The organism is Ruegeria sp. K5, assembly GCF_056531805.1.
In genome coordinates this window covers 1,282,873-1,298,411 of sequence record NZ_JBQFML010000001.1, presented here as the reverse complement: position 1 = coordinate 1,298,411, position 15,539 = coordinate 1,282,873, and the positions used below count along the sequence as shown (strand labels likewise).

Here is a 15,539-nt window from a genome sequence, read left to right as displayed (position 1 = left end):
GGAGGCTTTGGAGACATGATCCAGGCTGATCTGACAATAATCCTGCCGGAAATCGTTCTGGCCGTATATGCGATGGTGGCCCTGATCGGGGCCGTCTATACGACGAAAGACGGGCTGGCCCCGGTTCTGGTCTGGACCACCGCTGGCCTGATGGCGCTGCTGGCGATCTGGATTGCCACCAATGGTGACGGCACCAACGTGGCCTTCAACGGCATGTTTGTCGATGACGGCTTTGCCCGCTTTGCCAAGGTCGCGATCCTGCTATCCGCCGCCGCCGTTCTGGTCATGAGCCAGGAATACATGGCCCGCCGGGGCCTGCTGCGCTTTGAATATCCGTTGCTGGTGGCTTTGGCCGCCGTGGGCATGATGATGATGGTCAGCGCAGGCGATCTGATGTCGCTGTATATGGGGCTGGAGCTGCAGTCTCTGGCCCTTTACGTCGTGGCCGCGCTGCGCCGCGACAGTGCGAAATCGACCGAGGCCGGTTTGAAGTATTTCGTGCTGGGCGCGCTCAGCTCGGGCCTTCTGCTATATGGCGCATCGCTGGTTTATGGCTTCACCGGAACCACCCTTTTCTCGGGCATCATCGCGACTGTACAGGCCGGAGATGTCTCGGTTGGCCTGCTGTTTGGTCTGATCTTCCTGATCTCGGGTCTGGCCTTCAAAGTGTCGGCCGTGCCGTTCCATATGTGGACGCCGGACGTGTACGAGGGCTCACCGACCCCGATTACCGCGTTCTTTGCAACCGCGCCGAAAGTGGCGGCGATGGCCCTGTTCGCGCGGCTGCTGCATGACGCATTCGGCGGCATCGTGAAAGACTGGCAACAAGTGATCGTGCTGCTGTCTGTGCTGTCGATGCTGCTGGGTGCGGTCGCCGCCATTGGGCAGCGGGACATCAAGCGCCTGATGGCGTTCTCGTCGATTGCGCATATGGGCTATGCGCTGATCGGTCTGGCCGCAGGGACCGAGTTGGGCATCAAGGCGATGCTGATGTATCTGGCCATTTACGTGACCATGAATATCGGCACCTTCGCCTTCATCCTGATGATGGAGCGTGATGGCAAACCCGTTACCGATATCGACGCCTTGCGCCAGTATTCCAGGCATGATCCGGGCAAGGCGCTGGCGGTTCTGATCCTGATGTTCAGCCTTGCGGGCGTGCCGCCGATGCTTGGGTTCTTTGCCAAATTCGGGGTCTGGCAAGCGGGCGTCAGCGCGGGTCTGACGGGTCTGGTCATCGTCTCGGCCATCGCCTCGGTCATCGGTGCGTTCTATTACCTTCGGATCGTGTTCTACATGTATTTCGGGGCCGAGAACGAGGAACCGATTGAAACGCGGTCATCGCCCGTTTTGTGGGTCGCCCTGATGGGATCGGCAGCCCTGATGCTGGTCGGCGTGTTTTATCAGTTCGGTGTCGAGGGCGCAGCGGCAGCTGCGGCAGCCACGCTTGTCAACTGATCGTTTTGAACACTGTGAAGGAGGGGCTCGGTCGCGCGACCGGGCCTTTTTGATATGACCAAATGGCCCCAAGGCTACGGCCTGCACGAGGTGCAGGAAGTTGATAGCACCCTGAACGAGGCGGCGCGCATCGCCCCAAACGCCAGTGGTCCAGTGTGGATCATGGCGCATCACCAAACCGCAGCGCGCGGACGGCGCGGGCGGGCGTGGGCGAACCCCATGGGCAATCTGGCCGCGACCTTGCTGATGCGTCCGCAAGGTGCGCCGGAACAATCGGCTTTGCGCAGTTTCGTGGCCGCGCTGGCCCTGTTTGACGCCTGTGTGGCTGTCACCGGGCGGGCGGACGGTCTGTCGCTGAAATGGCCCAACGATGTGCTGCTGAATGGCGGCAAGCTGGCGGGAATCCTGCTGGAAAGCACCGGGCAGGGGCGCGGCGTGGCCCATCTGGCCATCGGCATTGGCGTAAATCTGGCCTCGGCCCCAGACCCCGAGGCGGTGGAGCCCGGTGCAATGCGCCCCGTCTCATTGCTGTCCGAAACCGGGGCCCATGTCACGCCCGAGGATTTCCTGACCGAACTCGCCGCCGCCTATGCCCGTTACGAGACCCAGTTTGTCACCTATGGGTTCGAGCCGATCCGCACCGCCTGGCTGGCCCGCGCGGCGCGTCTGGGTGAGGTAATCACCGCCCGTACCGGAACGTCAGAGACGGTAGGCACCTTCGAAACGGTGGACGCGGGGGGCAACCTTGTCCTAAACACCGCGAAAGGCCGCGTGAGCATTCCCGCGGCGGATGTATATTTCTGAAAGGGGCGCAGATGCTTCTGGCCATCGATTGCGGCAACACGAACACCGTATTCTCGATCTGGGATGGCGAAACCTTCCTGTGCACCCTGCGCACGTCGACCCATCATTCGCGCACGGCGGACGCCTATTTCACATGGTATTCGACGCTGGTGAAACATTACGGCATCGAGGCCGAGATCACGGATGTGATTATCGCCTCGACCGTGCCGCGCGTGGTGTTCAACCTTCGTATATTTGCGGATCGGTTCTTTGGCTGCCGGCCATGGGTGGTGGGTAAACCCGATTGCCTGTTGCCTGTGACGCCCCGCGTGGATGAAGGCACCGTGCCTGGCCCGGATCGTCTGGCCAACGCGGTCGGGGCGTTTGACCGGCATGGCGGCAATGTGGTGGTGGTGGATTTCGGCACCGCAACCAATTTCGACGTCGTGGCCGCCGACGGCGCTTATGTCGGCGGCATCATTGCGCCGGGGGTGAACCTCAGCCTGGAGGCTTTGCATCAGGGCGCTGCGGCGTTGCCGCATATCGACATTACGCGGCCGGACAAAGTGATTGGCACGAATACGGTTGGCTGTATCCAGTCGGGCGTGTATTGGGGCTATTCCGGTCTGATCGAGGGGCTGATTGCCCGCATCAAGACCGAATACGGAATGCCGATGAAAGTCGTTGGAACCGGAGGGCTCGCACCCTTGTTCGATCAGGCCGACGTGGGGTTCGACGCAATCGAAGATGATCTGACGATGCACGGCCTGACCGTGATCCATCGCTATAACAAGGAAAATGGCTCGACATGAGCAGCGAAAGACTGATCTACCTGCCGCTGGGCGGGGCCGGTGAAATCGGCATGAATGCCTATGTGTATGGCTATGGTGAACCGGGCAAGGAACGCCTGATCCTCGTCGATCTGGGCGTGACGTTTCCCGATATGGATACCACGCCAGGGGTTGATCTGATCCACGCCGATATTTCATGGCTGCAGGACCGCGCCGACCGGCTTGAGGCGATCTTTGTCACCCACGCGCACGAAGATCACGTGGGCGCCGTGGCCCATTGTTACGAAGCACTTGGCGCGCCGGTCTATGCACGTGCTTTCACCGCCAATATCGCCCGCCGCAAGATGGACGAACATGGCCATCCCGAAGACGCCGTGCGCACCGCCTCGGCCTGGCCCGAGCAGGTCTCGGCTGGCCCGTTCACCGTGGGTTTCCTGCCGGTCTCGCATTCGATCCCCGAAAGCGCGGCCTTGGTGATCGACACGCCTGCGGGCCGGATCGTGCATTCGGGCGATTTCAAACTGGACGCAAACCCGGTTGTGGGGGAAGCGTTTGACCCGGACCTGTGGACCGAGGTTGCCAAATCGGGTGTCAAGGCGCTGGTCTGTGACAGCACCAATGTGTTTTCAGCCCATCCCGGACGATCGGAATCCGAAGTTGGGCCCGAGATCACAAAGCTGGTCGAAAGCGCCGAAGGTATGGTTGTGGCCACCACTTTTGCCTCGAACGTTGCGCGGGTGAAGACATTGGCAGAGGCCGGGCAGCGGGCCGGGCGTTCGGTTGTTTTGCTGGGCCGCGCCATGCGCCGGATGATCGAGGCAGCGACGGAAACCGGTATCCTGTCGGACTTCCCCAAGGTGATCAGCGCCGAAGAGGCGGTGGACCTGCCGCGCCAGAACCTGATGCTGATCGTGACCGGCAGTCAGGGCGAACGCCGCGCCGCCAGCGCGCAACTGGCACGCGGCAAGTATCGCGGGATCGAACTGAAAGAGGGCGATCTGTTCCTGTTCTCGTCGAAGACCATTCCCGGAAACGAGCGCGGCGTGATCTTCATCATGAACCAGCTTAGCGAAAAGGGCGTGGATGTGGTCGATGACAGCTCGGGGCTGTATCACGTCTCGGGCCACGCCAACCGGCCTGATCTTGAGAAGGTGCATGCGCTGACTGACCCTCAGATGGTCATCCCGATGCACGGCGAACACCGCCACCTGCGCGAACATGCGAAACTGGCCGAGGCTGGCGGGCGGACCGGTATCCTTGCGGTCAACGGCACCATGTTGGACCTGACCGGCAATGCGCCCAAGGTTGTGGATTATGTCGAGACCGGACGCACCTATCTGGACGGCACCATCAAGATCGGCGCGCTGGACGGCATTGTCCGCGACCGTATTCGCATGGCGCTGAACGGGCATGTCACGGTCACAGTCATTCTGGATGAAGAGGACGAGCCGCTGGGCGAACCCTGGTGCGATATGATGGGCCTACCGGAAACCGGAACCTCGCGGGCCGCTTTGGTCGAGGTGCTGGAGGAAGACCTGAACCAGTTCCTGATGCGGGCCGAGGCCAAGACCCTGCGCGACGATGACAAGCTGGAAGAGGCGATGCGCCGGATCGTGCGTCAAACCGCCAAGACCGAGATCGGCAAGAAGCCCGAAGTTACCGTTGTGATCAGCCGGATGAAGTAAGCCCGGCGTCAGTCGGCATCCGGCATCGGGTATCCGCGCAGGCGCAGAAACAGGCTGGCCTCATCCTGGTTCTGGTAGAAGGGAACCGATGCCGGTGGCGTCGGATCGGTCACGCGCGCTGCGATTTCGGCCAGAACAACTTCGGTGATGAAGGGCAGGTCCAGATCACGGGCGCGGTCCAGCTGGACCCATTGCAGATGCGACAGCTCGTCCGAGGCGCGGCTGAAATCGTCCAGATCGCCCTGAATCTCATCCGCATCGACCAGAAAGAACCGCGCATCAAACCGGCGTGGGCGGCCGGGCGGCGTGACCGCGCGAAAAACGAACTGTAAGCCTTTGGCGGATGGCAGAAATCCCATGTCGGCAAATTCCGCCCAATCCTCGGGCACGGTCGCGGACCAAGTGCCGGGCTGCCCCAGAACCAGTCCGGTTTCTTCCCACAATTCGCGTATCGCAGCGGCGGCCAGCGCGGTTTGCAGATCGGGCGCGGATTGTTCGGCAAGCCGGTCTTGACACAAACCGGGCAGCGGCGTGGCCAAAGGAACACTCCCGTCCGACGGGTCAACCGCGCCGCCGGGGAAAACAAACTTGTTGGGCATGAACACGGCATTGGTGCCGCGTTGCCCCATCAGAATCGACGGATCCGTCAGGCGATTGCGCAAGACAATGACTGTCGCCGCGTCCCGTATTGCTGTTTTGTCGATGCTCATGCGTGGCCGGTTCCGATGGATGACCTCATGAGGCTTTCTCGAACCCGTTCATCCGGCGTGCCCATTGATAGGCCACCATGGCCCCCTTCAGGCGGGGCAGCAGGTACAGCGACAGCGCCACACAGGCAATGGAAAAGCCGATTGCCATGGTCCACGGATCCGGCCGCCAATGCACGTACGAGACGTGCAGCGCGGGGGCCAGCAGGTGCCCGACCACCAGAATCGTCAGGTATGCCGGGCCATCATCGGCGCGGTGATGAAACAGCTCCTGCCCGCAGTTCGGGCAGTGGTCGTTCACCTTCAGATAGCTGTGCAGCAGCTTGCCCTCACCACATTTGGGGCACCGGCCACGAAAGCCTTTGACCAAAGCAGGCCATGTCGGGCGCTCATCTTCGGTCGGGGTCTCGATCGTCTGGTCCATAATATAACTCATGCGCTCATCTTTGCCGGATATTGCGCCTTGTGTCCGCGAGTTTAAAGGGGGGTGCGTCGCTTTGTGCCGATGCGGGCAATGACGCGCCCAAGCCAAATATCAAAAAAAGTTTGACCTTTGCGACGGAAACCCCGGCGCGCCCCGTTTGAATGGATATGAGCAGCGGTGATGAGGCCGCGTCAAACAAGGGAAACCAACCATGAAAAACTCAACTTTCATCGCGGGTATCGTACTTGCAGCAGTCGCCATCACAGGCACATCGGTTCTGGCGGCGGGTCCCAAAGATCGTGAGCCCGTTTCGTTTCAGGAACTGGACGCAAACGGAGATGGGCAGATCACCAGGGACGAGATGACCGCCCATCGCAATGCGCGGTTCACGACGGCAGATACCGATGGCGACGGCCAATTGAGCGTTGAAGAAATGCAGGCGGCGGCCCAGAAACGGTCGGACGAGCGTATCACCAAGATGTTCGAAGAGCATGACGCCAACGCCGATGGCTTTCTGAGCCAGGATGAGTTGCCGAAACCACGCCGGGCTGACAAGATGTTTGACCGGATCGATGCAGATGACAGCGGCAGCATCTCGGAACAGGAATTTGCCGATGCAAAAGACAAAATGGGCCGGCATCACAAAAAGCGTCACAAGGCGGGCGCCGACAATAACTGATGCGGGATGGAGGATCTGACCTCCCATCCAGATACAGGTTGCGGCGGCGATGCCGCTGCAGCCGACCTTGGCGACGATGTGTTGCTGAGGCAGTTTGCTGATGGCGATGCCGGGGCCGCGCGGCTTTTGACCGACCGTCTGGGGCCGCGCAGCTATTCGGTGGCTTTGCGTATGCTGGGAAACCGGGCCGAGGCCGAAGACATCACGCAAGAGGCCATGATGCGGCTGTGGCAGATGGCACCGGACTGGGTGCCAGGGCAGGCCAAGGTCTCAACCTGGCTATACCGGGTGACGCTGAACCTGTGTGTGGATATGCGGCGCAAGAAACGGCCCGAGGCCTTGTCGGATGTACCCGAACCCGAGGACGATGGTGTCAGCGTGGTTGAACGCATGCAGCAAGAGGCGCGCAAGGATGCATTGCAGGCGGCCCTGTCACAATTGCCGGATCGGCAAAGACAGGCGGTTATCCTGCGCCATATCGAGGAATTGCCCAACCCCGAGATTGCCGGGATCATGGGGCTATCGGTAGAAGCGGTCGAAAGTCTGACCGCGCGGGGAAAACGCAGCCTGGCTGCCAATCTGGCCAGACGACGGGATGAACTGGGGTATGAAAATGGCTGATGATGACATGGAACTGGATGATCTGTTTGCCCAGGCAAGGGCGCAGCGCGACGACCTGCCGGATGGTCTGGCCGTACGCATTCAGACCGATGCCGAGGCGGTTCGCCTGCAACGTCTGAAAGCCCGGTCGCCGGTCGGCCCCCGACCATGGGTCCGTTTTCTAGAACAGATCGGCGGCTGGCAGGGGTTTGGTGGCCTGATCGCGGCCAGTGCCGCTGGTGTCTGGATCGGGTTTTCCGCACCTGCTTTTCTGCCCGACCCGGCCAGTTTGGTGACGTCGCAGGACACGTCTTATCTGATAGCGGATCTGGGCTTTGACACGAGTTTTCTGGAGGCCACGGAATGAGCGCGGAAACCAAACCAAAACGGCGTTGGATGCCGATTGTTCTGGCCCTCTCACTGGCCCTGAACCTGTTGATTGTCGGGATTGCTGCGGGGACGGTTCTTCGGTTGAAAGGCGGTGACCACGCCAAGGGCCCACCGGGTTTTGGCCCCGCCTTGTATCGCGCTTTGCCCAAAGACGACCGCAAATCCCTGCGCGGGGAATTGTCGGGGTTGCACCGGGAACGTTCAGGTAACCGGGCGCGGGATTTTGCAGCGATCAGCCAGGCATTGCGCGCGGTGCCGTTCGATCCGGCGGCTGTTGAGGTTCTGTTGCAGCAACAGGCACAGGAAACGGCCCAATTGCAAGCTGCGTTACAAACTCAATGGTTGGCGCGTGTCTCGGCGATGTCGGATGCAGAACGTCAGGGTTATGCCGACCGGCTGGAAGAGGTTGTTCAGCGTGGCCACCGCAAGCACCAGAAGCACGATTGATTCATGCCGCGCTTTGGCGGATCCGAACCTGATTGCGGCCTGCTCTTTTCGCGGCGTACAGCGCCTCGTCCGCTGATTTCATCAGCCTATCCACAGGCTCGGGCCGTGTATCTTGCGACGCATATCCGGGCGAGGCGTGTTTGAGGCCGATGCTGATCGTAACCGGGATCGGGTCCTGTGTGTCGGACAGGTGAAAGGGTTGTTGGCAAATACTGTCACACAGCGTCTCTGCCAGTTTGACGGCCCGTGCACGGGTCATGTTTGAGGCCCCGATCATGAACTCTTCACCGCCGATGCGGGCGACAAACCCGGTGTCCCCCAGAACCCGCTGCATCCGGGTCGCGGCCTGCGTCAGCACCATGTCGCCGCTGGCATGCCCAAAGCGGTCATTGATCGTTTTGAAATGGTCCAGATCGGCCAGCATGATCGCAAAGCCGCGCCCGGACCTCAGCGATTGGCGGGCGATCTGTTCCATCGCGTGCATACCGTAGCGCCGGTTGTGCAACCCGGTCAGCGGGTCGATCCACGAGTCGGCGATCCCGCGTTTCAGCGAGGCGCGCATCTGATCGATACGTGTTTTTCGGGCAAGCTGGTTTGCCAGTCGCAACTGGATTTCCTGCGGGCAGAAGCCGCCAAGGCAAACGGCATCCGCGCCGCGATCCAAAGCCTCGGACGCCATAGCGGCATTGGTGTCGTCCAGTACCCCGATCAGAACTGTGTGGCGCGTCGCGCTGCGAGATCTGAGGTCGGCGAGAATATTCAATCCGCTCGGGCTGGCATCCAATTCGATCACGACGGCGTCCGGGGTCGGGCCCGACAACAGCGCCTGCAGATTGGATTGCGTGTGCCAGCCGACAATGTGCCGTGTCTGATGGGACAGGGCCTTGTTCCATATCGCGCCGGTTCGGGGTGTCAGCGACAGAATATCGACGCGCGCTGGCTTGTGTGGGGTGAGAAATGCCGTGGCTTGTTCTGCGAATCCAATGGTCTGAGGCGTGTCGTTGACGTGAAGGTCCTGCGTGTCGGCCCGCGCCCGCAACAGGCTGCGAATGCGGGCCAGAAGCAGCGTATCCTTGAATGGATGGGTCATCACATCGTCCAGCCCATCCTCCAACGCGCGCAGGCGGGCGGCCTTGTCATTCTGAGGCGCAAGCGCCACCACGGGCACATCGCCCAGCTCGGGCTCGTTCAGGATAAGCTTTTTGACATCTGCGGCCGTCCCGTCCGGCAGGGTCTGCGCGGTCAGAACAAGATCGGGCCGTACCCGCCGCAGCAAGGCTCGCAGCCCCTTTAGCTTTTCCCCCTGCACCACGTGATACCATGCCGCCGTCAGCTGAACCTTCAGCATAATGCGGTTGGTTGATACCCCGTCGAGGACAAGGATGGTTCCCTGCACGGACATAGTCGCTCACCGTTGATTGCATGCGTCAACAAAGTGTTTATGAGTCTGGTTAACAAACCCTTTCCAAGACCGAATCCAGGGCCGGTTTATGTCACTTTCTGCCGATTCTGCCGAAACGCTTGCGCTGACCGCCCTTGGCTGGCTGGTCGGAAATGATGAGCTTTTGCCTGTATTTCTTGGCTCAACCGGCGCTGCGTCTCAGGATTTGCGGACCAATGCGGGCGACCCTGCCTTTTTGGCATCCGTTCTGGATTTCCTTCTGATGGATGATTCGTGGATCATCGCGTTTTGCGACGCGCATTCGGTCCCATATGCCCAACCCGCACAGGCCCGCGCGGTGCTGGCGGGCGGTGAAATGCACTGGACCTAACCCTATCTCAGCAGGAGCCTGCGATGCCCATTGATGCAATCGTCTTCGACAAGGACGGCACTCTGTTCGATTTCGCCAATACGTGGGGGGCATTCGGGCGGTCGCTGCTGACGCGTCTCGCCGGTTCCGATCAGACACGGGCGGCAGAGCTGGGCGCCGTCATCGGCTATGATCTTGAGCAGGATCGATATGCCGAAGACAGTATCGTCATCGCAGCCACGGTTGAAGAAATTGCCGAGCTTATGCTGCCTCATCTGGATGGGTACACGCTGGCCGAACTTATCGACCTGATCAATACCGAGGCTGCGGCGGCCACTCAGGCCCCCGCAGTGCCGTTGGAATCGTTTCTGGATGGTCTGCGGAAATCCGGCCTCAAACTTGGCGTTGCGACAAATGACAGCGAACACCCCGCGCTTCAGCACCTGGAGTCGGTGGGTATTCGTGACCATTTCGACTTTATCGCGGGGTATGACAGCGGCCATGGATATAAGCCCGGGCCGGGGCAGTTGCTGGCCTTTGCCGCGCATGTCGGCGTCGATCCGTCGCGTATTGCCATGGTGGGTGACAGCCTGCATGACCTGCAGGCCGGGCGCGCTGCCGGTATGGTGACTATTGGCGTTCTGACAGGCCTGGCCAAGGCCGAGGTACTGGCCCCTATGGCCGATGTGGTTCTGCCGGATATCGGGCATATTCCGGTCTGGCTGGCGCAGAACTGACCTCACCGACCCGAAATTCGGCATATCGGGATAAGAAACCGACATTTTCTGTCGCAGACAGAGCGGCTGTTGGACGGTCTTCAAGGCTTGCTTGGTATAAGCAAAGCAGGAGGGGACGATGGCCGACACCAGTACTCGCAAACGGCGCGGCGGCGGCCGCGCCGGGGCCGCCGCCCGACGCGGAAGCGCCGTCATCGATCAGATGCCATGGAACCCGCCGGTCAACACCGACCGACCGACCGAACCGCTGGGCCCCGAAGGGATCGAGGCGATCCATGATGGCGCGATGCGTATTCTGGAAGAGATCGGTATCGAGTTCTACAATGACGAAGCCGTTGAGATCCTGCGCGAGGCCGGGTGCACGATAGAAGGCGACAACGTTCGGATGGGCCGCGACTTCGTGATGGAGATGGTGGCCAAGGCCCCCAGCAGTTTCACGATCACCCCCCGAAATCCTGAACGCACGATTGAAATCGGCGGCAAGAATATGGTGTTCGGGAACGTCTCGTCTCCACCGAATTACTGGGACATGGAGATCGGCAAGAAGGTTCCCGGCAACCGCCAGATGTGTCGCAACCTTCTGAAACTGACGCAATATTTCAACTGCATCCACTTTGCCGGGGGCTATCCGGTCGAACCCGTGGATCTGCATGCCAGCGTCCGGCATCTGGATGTGCTGTATGACAAGCTGACACTGACGGATAAGGCCATGCACGCCTATTCGCTGGGCAAAGAGCGGGTCGAAGACGTGATGGAGATGGTGCGGATCGCAAGTGGCCTGAGCCACGACGAATTTGACGCCAGCCCAAGGATGTATACCAACATAAACTCGACCTCGCCTCTGAAACACGACTATCCGATGATCGACGGTTGCCTGCGTCTGGCCCGGCGGGGGCAGGCGATTGTGGTGACGCCGTTCACGCTTGCGGGTGCGATGGCACCGGTGACGATGGCGGGCGCGGTGGCGCAGTCGCTGGCCGAGGCGCTTTGTGCAATCGCGCTGTTCCAATATGTCCGCCCCGGCACGCCCTGCGCAATCGGGACGTTTACGTCAAATGTCGACATGAAAACCGGCGCTCCGGCCTTTGGAACGCCGGAATACATGCGCTCGACCCAGATGACCGGGCAGATGGCGCGGTTCTATAATCTGCCGATGCGATCCTCGGGCGTTTGCGCAGCGAATGTACCGGACGGGCAATCGGTTTGGGAGACGTCAAACTCGCTTTGGGCGGCGGTCCAGTCGGGCACGAACATGGTGTATCATGCGGCTGGCTGGCTGGAAGGTGGCCTGATCGCAAGCCCTGAGAAATTCATCATGGATTGCGAGGTTCTTCAGCAAATTCAACGCTATATGGACCCTGAAATTGTCGCGACCGGCCCGGATGAGATCGCCGTGGACGCCATCCGTTCGGTCGGGAATGACGGCCATTTCTTTGGCATTCAGCACACACAGGATCGGTACACCACGGCGTTTTATCAACCCTTCCTAAGCGACTGGAAAAACTATGAAGGTTGGGAGGTCGCAGGCGGCATCTGGACAGCCGAACGGGCGCATCACATGTTCAAAGAGATCATCACCAGCTTTGAGCCTCCGGCGATGGACGACGGAATTCGCGAGGAACTGGCCGAATTTGTTGATCGTCGCAAAGCGGAAGGCGGGGCACCCACGGATTTTTGACCTTAGACCGTCTTGCTTGGCCGGATTCTCGGCAAATCGGGCAGATTTTGGCTATTTGTTAAGGATTGTCAGACCACAGTAGGGTGAAACCAATCTGGGGCACCCTATGCATGGTCTGATCAATCGGGCGATCCAATCCTTTGTCTGTGCGACTTATGGTCAATCGTGCTGGCTGCGCGTGACCGAGGCGACGGGGCTGGGGTTTCACGAGTTCGAGCCCATGTTGATCTATGGCGAAGACGTGCTGGCGCAGGTTCTTGACGCGTTGAGCCACGATCTGGGGCGTCCGCAGCCCGAAATACTCGAAGACGTCGGCACCTATCTGGTCTCGCATCCCAATATGGAGGGTTTGCGACGGCTGCTGAGGTTTGGCGGCGTCAGCTATGTCGAGTTCCTGCATTCGCTGGACGATCTTGCGGATCGCGTCCGCCTGGCCGTGTCGGACCTGACCTTGCCAGCCTTGGAGTTGCGGGAACGTTCTGCGACCGAATATCAGTTGCTGTGTTATTCGGGGTTGCCGGGTTATTCCAGCGTAATGGTCGGGGTCCTGCGGGCCATGGCCGACGATTATGGTGCGCTGGTGATGCTGTCGCATGAGGGGCAACAGGACACGGCCGAGGTTATCTCAATCATGTTGGTGGAAAGCGCCTTCGCGGAAGGGCGGCATTTCGATTTGGGGGCGCGAAACGGATGACAGAACCCGAGGATCTGGCACATCTGCTGGAAACCCTGTGCCCGATGTTTCTGCTGCTGGATGAAGGCGGGAGAATCGAACGGGCCGGGCCTACCCTGCAAAAGCTGCGCCCGGACATGCCTCTGATCGGAAAAAGTTTTTTGGACGTGTTCCAACTGATCCGCCCGCGCACCGTCACCACCATTCCGGCGCTGATGTCCATGGCCGGGGCGAAGCTGCATCTGAAGTTTCTTGATGAACCCCGAACCGCCCTGAAAGGGCTTGTTGCGCCGTTACCGAATGGGCGCGGGGCGGTGATCAACCTGTCATTTGGCATCTCGATCCTGGACGCGGTGCGGGATTACGCCCTGACCAGTGCCGATTTTTCGGGCACCGATCTGGCCATCGAACTTCTGTATCTGGTCGAGGCGAAATCCGCCGCGATGGAGGCATCGCGGTCCCTGAACCTGCGGTTGCAGGGCGCGATGCTGGCCGCCGAGGAGCAAGCCTATACCGACACCTTGACCGGCCTGAAAAACCGCCGCGCGATGGATCATATGCTGGGGCATCTGGTATCGGCCAACGCGTCGTTTGCGCTGATGCATCTGGATCTGGACTATTTCAAAGCCGTGAATGACCGATTGGGTCACGCCGCCGGGGACTATGTATTGCAGCAAGCCGCCCAGATCATGGTCGAGGAAACGCGGGGCGACGACACCGTTGCGCGTGTCGGCGGCGATGAGTTTGTGATTATTTTCAAGGGCCTGACCCGAGAGGATGTGTTGGCCTCCATCGCCGCGCGCCTGATCGCGCGATTGAATGAGCCGATGATGTTTCAACAACAGCCCTGCCGTATTTCCGCAAGCATCGGAACGGCGATCTCCACCCAGTTCGATGCGCCCAAAGCGGCAGAGATTCTTCATGCCGCCGATCTGGCGCTGTATCAGGCCAAGCGGGAAGGGCGATCCTGCCATCGACTGTACTCAACGCTGTTGCAAGCGCAGTCGTGAGTTGACCCTTGTCAGGCGGCCTCGAAGGCGGCGCTCAGTTTCCGGGCGATCTGGAGTTGTATGGGCGGAAGCTCTCCGACCACGGGCAACAGCTGCCCTTGGAACCCGGCGCGGTCCAGTTCTTGCGGGACGTCTTCCAACACGTGCCCGCCTGTGCAGGCAAAGAAGGGCAGGCATATGGATTTCTGACCCACGCTGCTCGCTGCATCGGCAATTGAAGGGGGTTCCTCAACAAAGCCCACGTGAATTGATTTGAAGGCAAGAATCTCACCCAGTGTCTTTGCAAAATCCTGCGTCACGATCGCAGGATTGCGGCTGCGCCCCGATCCGTGGGCGGCGATCACCAGATCTGTTTTTGACGCCAGCCATTGGTTCGCGACCAACGCATCCTGCAGGGCCGAGGCCGCCAGATTGGCCAATTCCGGGTCAACGCCCAACGGGTCCAGAATCTGCAGGCCACGATTTCCGACACGTTTCGGCAGGGCGCTGGTGACGAACCAGCCCTTGGCCATGAACAAAGGGTAAATCACTGCGTTACCGGGCAGGCTATCCATCATGGCCTCAAGCGATCCGGGGGCCGCGAGGGTGGCAGAGTGCACCGATACACCGGTCGCCACGGCGTCTACCTGCGCGGCAAACCGCGACAAAGAGGCCTCGGCCGGATCGGGATCCGAGGGTTGACCATGGGCGACAATAATGGCGTGCGGCATATACGGCTCCTGTTCTTGGGCGATAGCTGTGTCGCCGGGCCTGCAAGTCAAGACAGGTGTTAGCCCAAAACGGCCAGCCAAAGCCAGACGGTCAGAATCGAAACGCCTGTTCCGATCAGAACGGATGAGGCGGCGACCCGTTTGGCGCGGCCATACATATTGGCAAAGATATAGGCATTGAAACCCGGTGCCATGGCCGCGTTCAAAACGCCCGAGCGGAACAGGTCCTGCGGCAGTCCGGTGGATTTGCCGAAGATCCAGACAAGGCTTGGGTGCAGCATCAGTGAGATGCAGCACACATAGGCAATCGTGCGCAGATCACCCTCGGGCTTGTATTTGACCAGCACGCCGCCCAGTGCGAACAGGGCTCCGGGCAAGGCCGCGCGGGTCACAAGGCCAAGCGCTTCATCGACCACGCGGGGAATGACAAGGCCCGAGAGGTTGACGACAAACCCAAGCGCAATGCCCAGGATCAAAGCGTTCTTGAACATCGCAGACAGGACCGAGCGTGCCATCCGCGCGCCGCCATGGCCGCGATTTCGGACGATCTCCATCACCGTGATGCCGACGCCATAGCAGAAGGGCGAATGGAACGCGATGATCGCGTAGTTTCCGGTCAGGTTTTCAGGCCCATAGGCACGCTCGGTTATCGGCAGGCCCAGCAGGACTGAGTTCGAAAACAGGCAGCAAAAGCCGATGGCGACGCAGTCTTCCCACTCGCGCCCAAAGATCAGCCGCGCGCCGAACAGTCCGGCGGTGAAACACAGCGCAGCGGCAGAATAGAAGCTGGCCAACAGGCGCGGATCGAAACTGGCGCTGAGGTCCAGATGCGCGATGGCCAGAAACAGCAGGCAGGGGATGGCGAAGCCCTGCGTGAATTTCATCAGACCATCGACATGCACTTCTTTGAAATAGCCCGACCGCGTCGCGGCATAGCCCGCACCGATGACCAGAAAGACCGGCAGGATGACGTCAATCAGGCTTTGAAGCATATCGCCCCCCGGCCTGGCGGTATC

Annotated in this window: 18 protein-coding genes; 13 read left to right on the top strand and 5 right to left on the bottom strand. The window is 60.5% G+C overall.

Translation table 11 applies throughout. The annotated features are described in order from the left end of the window. The first annotated feature begins 15 nt into the window (after positions 1–15). Genes nuoN through ACR0MO_RS06405 form a run of 4 tightly spaced genes read left to right on the top strand, consistent with a single transcriptional unit; the run spans position 16 to position 4,717 of the window. Entirely contained in the window at positions 16–1,458 is a 1,443-nt protein-coding gene (gene nuoN / locus ACR0MO_RS06420; protein WP_480780341.1) for an NADH-quinone oxidoreductase subunit NuoN, read from the top strand. A gap of 54 nt (positions 1,459–1,512) precedes the next feature. Further along, positions 1,513–2,262 (top strand): biotin--[acetyl-CoA-carboxylase] ligase, encoded by a 750-nt coding sequence (locus ACR0MO_RS06415; RefSeq protein WP_170451912.1) that lies wholly within the window; start codon positions 1,513–1,515, stop codon positions 2,260–2,262. Positions 2,263–2,273: 11 nt separating this feature from the next. After that, positions 2,274–3,053, top strand: coding sequence for a type III pantothenate kinase (locus tag ACR0MO_RS06410; RefSeq protein WP_170451910.1), 780 nt, complete (start codon positions 2,274–2,276; stop codon positions 3,051–3,053). Next, positions 3,050–4,717: a ribonuclease J gene (locus ACR0MO_RS06405; RefSeq protein ID WP_480890217.1), complete on the top strand. Its 1,668-nt coding sequence runs from the start codon at positions 3,050–3,052 to the stop codon at positions 4,715–4,717. Before ACR0MO_RS06410 ends, ACR0MO_RS06405 begins: the two co-directional genes overlap by 4 nt. A gap of 8 nt (positions 4,718–4,725) precedes the next feature. Here the strand turns inward: ACR0MO_RS06405 and ACR0MO_RS06400 are convergent, their stop codons facing one another. Together ACR0MO_RS06400 and ACR0MO_RS06395 are read right to left on the bottom strand one after the other, a co-directional pair. Continuing rightward, entirely contained in the window at positions 4,726–5,427 is a 702-nt protein-coding gene (locus ACR0MO_RS06400; protein WP_170451906.1) for an NUDIX hydrolase, read from the bottom strand. 25 nt (positions 5,428–5,452) lie between these two features. Beyond that, positions 5,453–5,860, bottom strand: coding sequence for a DUF983 domain-containing protein (locus ACR0MO_RS06395; RefSeq protein WP_480582104.1), 408 nt, complete (start codon positions 5,858–5,860; stop codon positions 5,453–5,455). A gap of 199 nt (positions 5,861–6,059) precedes the next feature. On the opposite strand from ACR0MO_RS06395, the gene ACR0MO_RS06390 reads away from it, so the two are divergent. The 4 genes from ACR0MO_RS06390 to ACR0MO_RS06375 are packed head-to-tail and all read left to right on the top strand — an operon-like array spanning position 6,060 to position 7,964. Beyond that, positions 6,060–6,527, top strand: a complete 468-nt coding sequence (locus tag ACR0MO_RS06390; RefSeq protein WP_170451904.1) for an EF-hand domain-containing protein — start codon at positions 6,060–6,062, stop codon at positions 6,525–6,527. Between the two features lie 6 nt (positions 6,528–6,533). After that, complete coding sequence (locus ACR0MO_RS06385) at positions 6,534–7,148, top strand: RNA polymerase sigma factor (protein WP_480890215.1); 615 nt, start codon at positions 6,534–6,536, stop codon at positions 7,146–7,148. Next, positions 7,141–7,494: a hypothetical protein gene (locus ACR0MO_RS06380; RefSeq protein WP_170621394.1), complete on the top strand. Its 354-nt coding sequence runs from the start codon at positions 7,141–7,143 to the stop codon at positions 7,492–7,494. The genes ACR0MO_RS06385 and ACR0MO_RS06380 overlap by 8 nt, the downstream gene beginning before the upstream one ends. After that, complete coding sequence (locus ACR0MO_RS06375) at positions 7,491–7,964, top strand: periplasmic heavy metal sensor (RefSeq protein ID WP_170621396.1); 474 nt, start codon at positions 7,491–7,493, stop codon at positions 7,962–7,964. The genes ACR0MO_RS06380 and ACR0MO_RS06375 overlap by 4 nt, the downstream gene beginning before the upstream one ends. Position 7,965: 1 nt before the next feature. Here ACR0MO_RS06375 and ACR0MO_RS06370 read toward each other — a convergent pair whose 3' ends face one another. Next, positions 7,966–9,366 (bottom strand): diguanylate cyclase, encoded by a 1,401-nt coding sequence (locus ACR0MO_RS06370; RefSeq protein WP_480890212.1) that lies wholly within the window; start codon positions 9,364–9,366, stop codon positions 7,966–7,968. 88 nt (positions 9,367–9,454) lie between these two features. Here ACR0MO_RS06370 and ACR0MO_RS06365 point away from each other — a divergent pair, with 88 nt between their 5' ends. The 5 genes from ACR0MO_RS06365 to ACR0MO_RS06345 all read left to right on the top strand — a co-directional run bounded on the left by ACR0MO_RS06365 (position 9,455) and on the right by ACR0MO_RS06345 (position 13,813). Further along, positions 9,455–9,736 carry a DUF3572 domain-containing protein gene (locus ACR0MO_RS06365; RefSeq protein WP_170451886.1) on the top strand — a complete coding sequence of 94 codons (282 nt, stop codon included), beginning with the start codon at positions 9,455–9,457 and terminating at the stop codon, positions 9,734–9,736. 23 nt (positions 9,737–9,759) lie between these two features. Further along, positions 9,760–10,452, top strand: coding sequence for an HAD family hydrolase (locus tag ACR0MO_RS06360; RefSeq protein ID WP_170451884.1), 693 nt, complete (start codon positions 9,760–9,762; stop codon positions 10,450–10,452). 118 nt (positions 10,453–10,570) lie between these two features. Further along, entirely contained in the window at positions 10,571–12,130 is a 1,560-nt protein-coding gene (locus tag ACR0MO_RS06355) for a trimethylamine methyltransferase family protein (RefSeq protein ID WP_170451882.1), read from the top strand. Positions 12,131–12,236: 106 nt separating this feature from the next. After that, positions 12,237–12,824 (top strand): heme NO-binding domain-containing protein, encoded by a 588-nt coding sequence (locus ACR0MO_RS06350; RefSeq protein ID WP_170734391.1) that lies wholly within the window; start codon positions 12,237–12,239, stop codon positions 12,822–12,824. After that, entirely contained in the window at positions 12,821–13,813 is a 993-nt protein-coding gene (locus ACR0MO_RS06345) for a diguanylate cyclase domain-containing protein (protein WP_170451877.1), read from the top strand. The genes ACR0MO_RS06350 and ACR0MO_RS06345 overlap by 4 nt, the downstream gene beginning before the upstream one ends. Before the next feature lie 11 nt (positions 13,814–13,824). Here ACR0MO_RS06345 and ACR0MO_RS06340 read toward each other — a convergent pair whose 3' ends face one another. Further along, positions 13,825–14,523, bottom strand: a complete 699-nt coding sequence (locus tag ACR0MO_RS06340) for a CbiX/SirB N-terminal domain-containing protein (protein WP_170451868.1) — start codon at positions 14,521–14,523, stop codon at positions 13,825–13,827. A 59-nt stretch (positions 14,524–14,582) separates the two neighbouring features. Continuing rightward, entirely contained in the window at positions 14,583–15,515 is a 933-nt protein-coding gene (locus ACR0MO_RS06335; RefSeq protein ID WP_170451866.1) for an AEC family transporter, read from the bottom strand. Positions 15,516–15,539 lie beyond the last annotated feature (24 nt).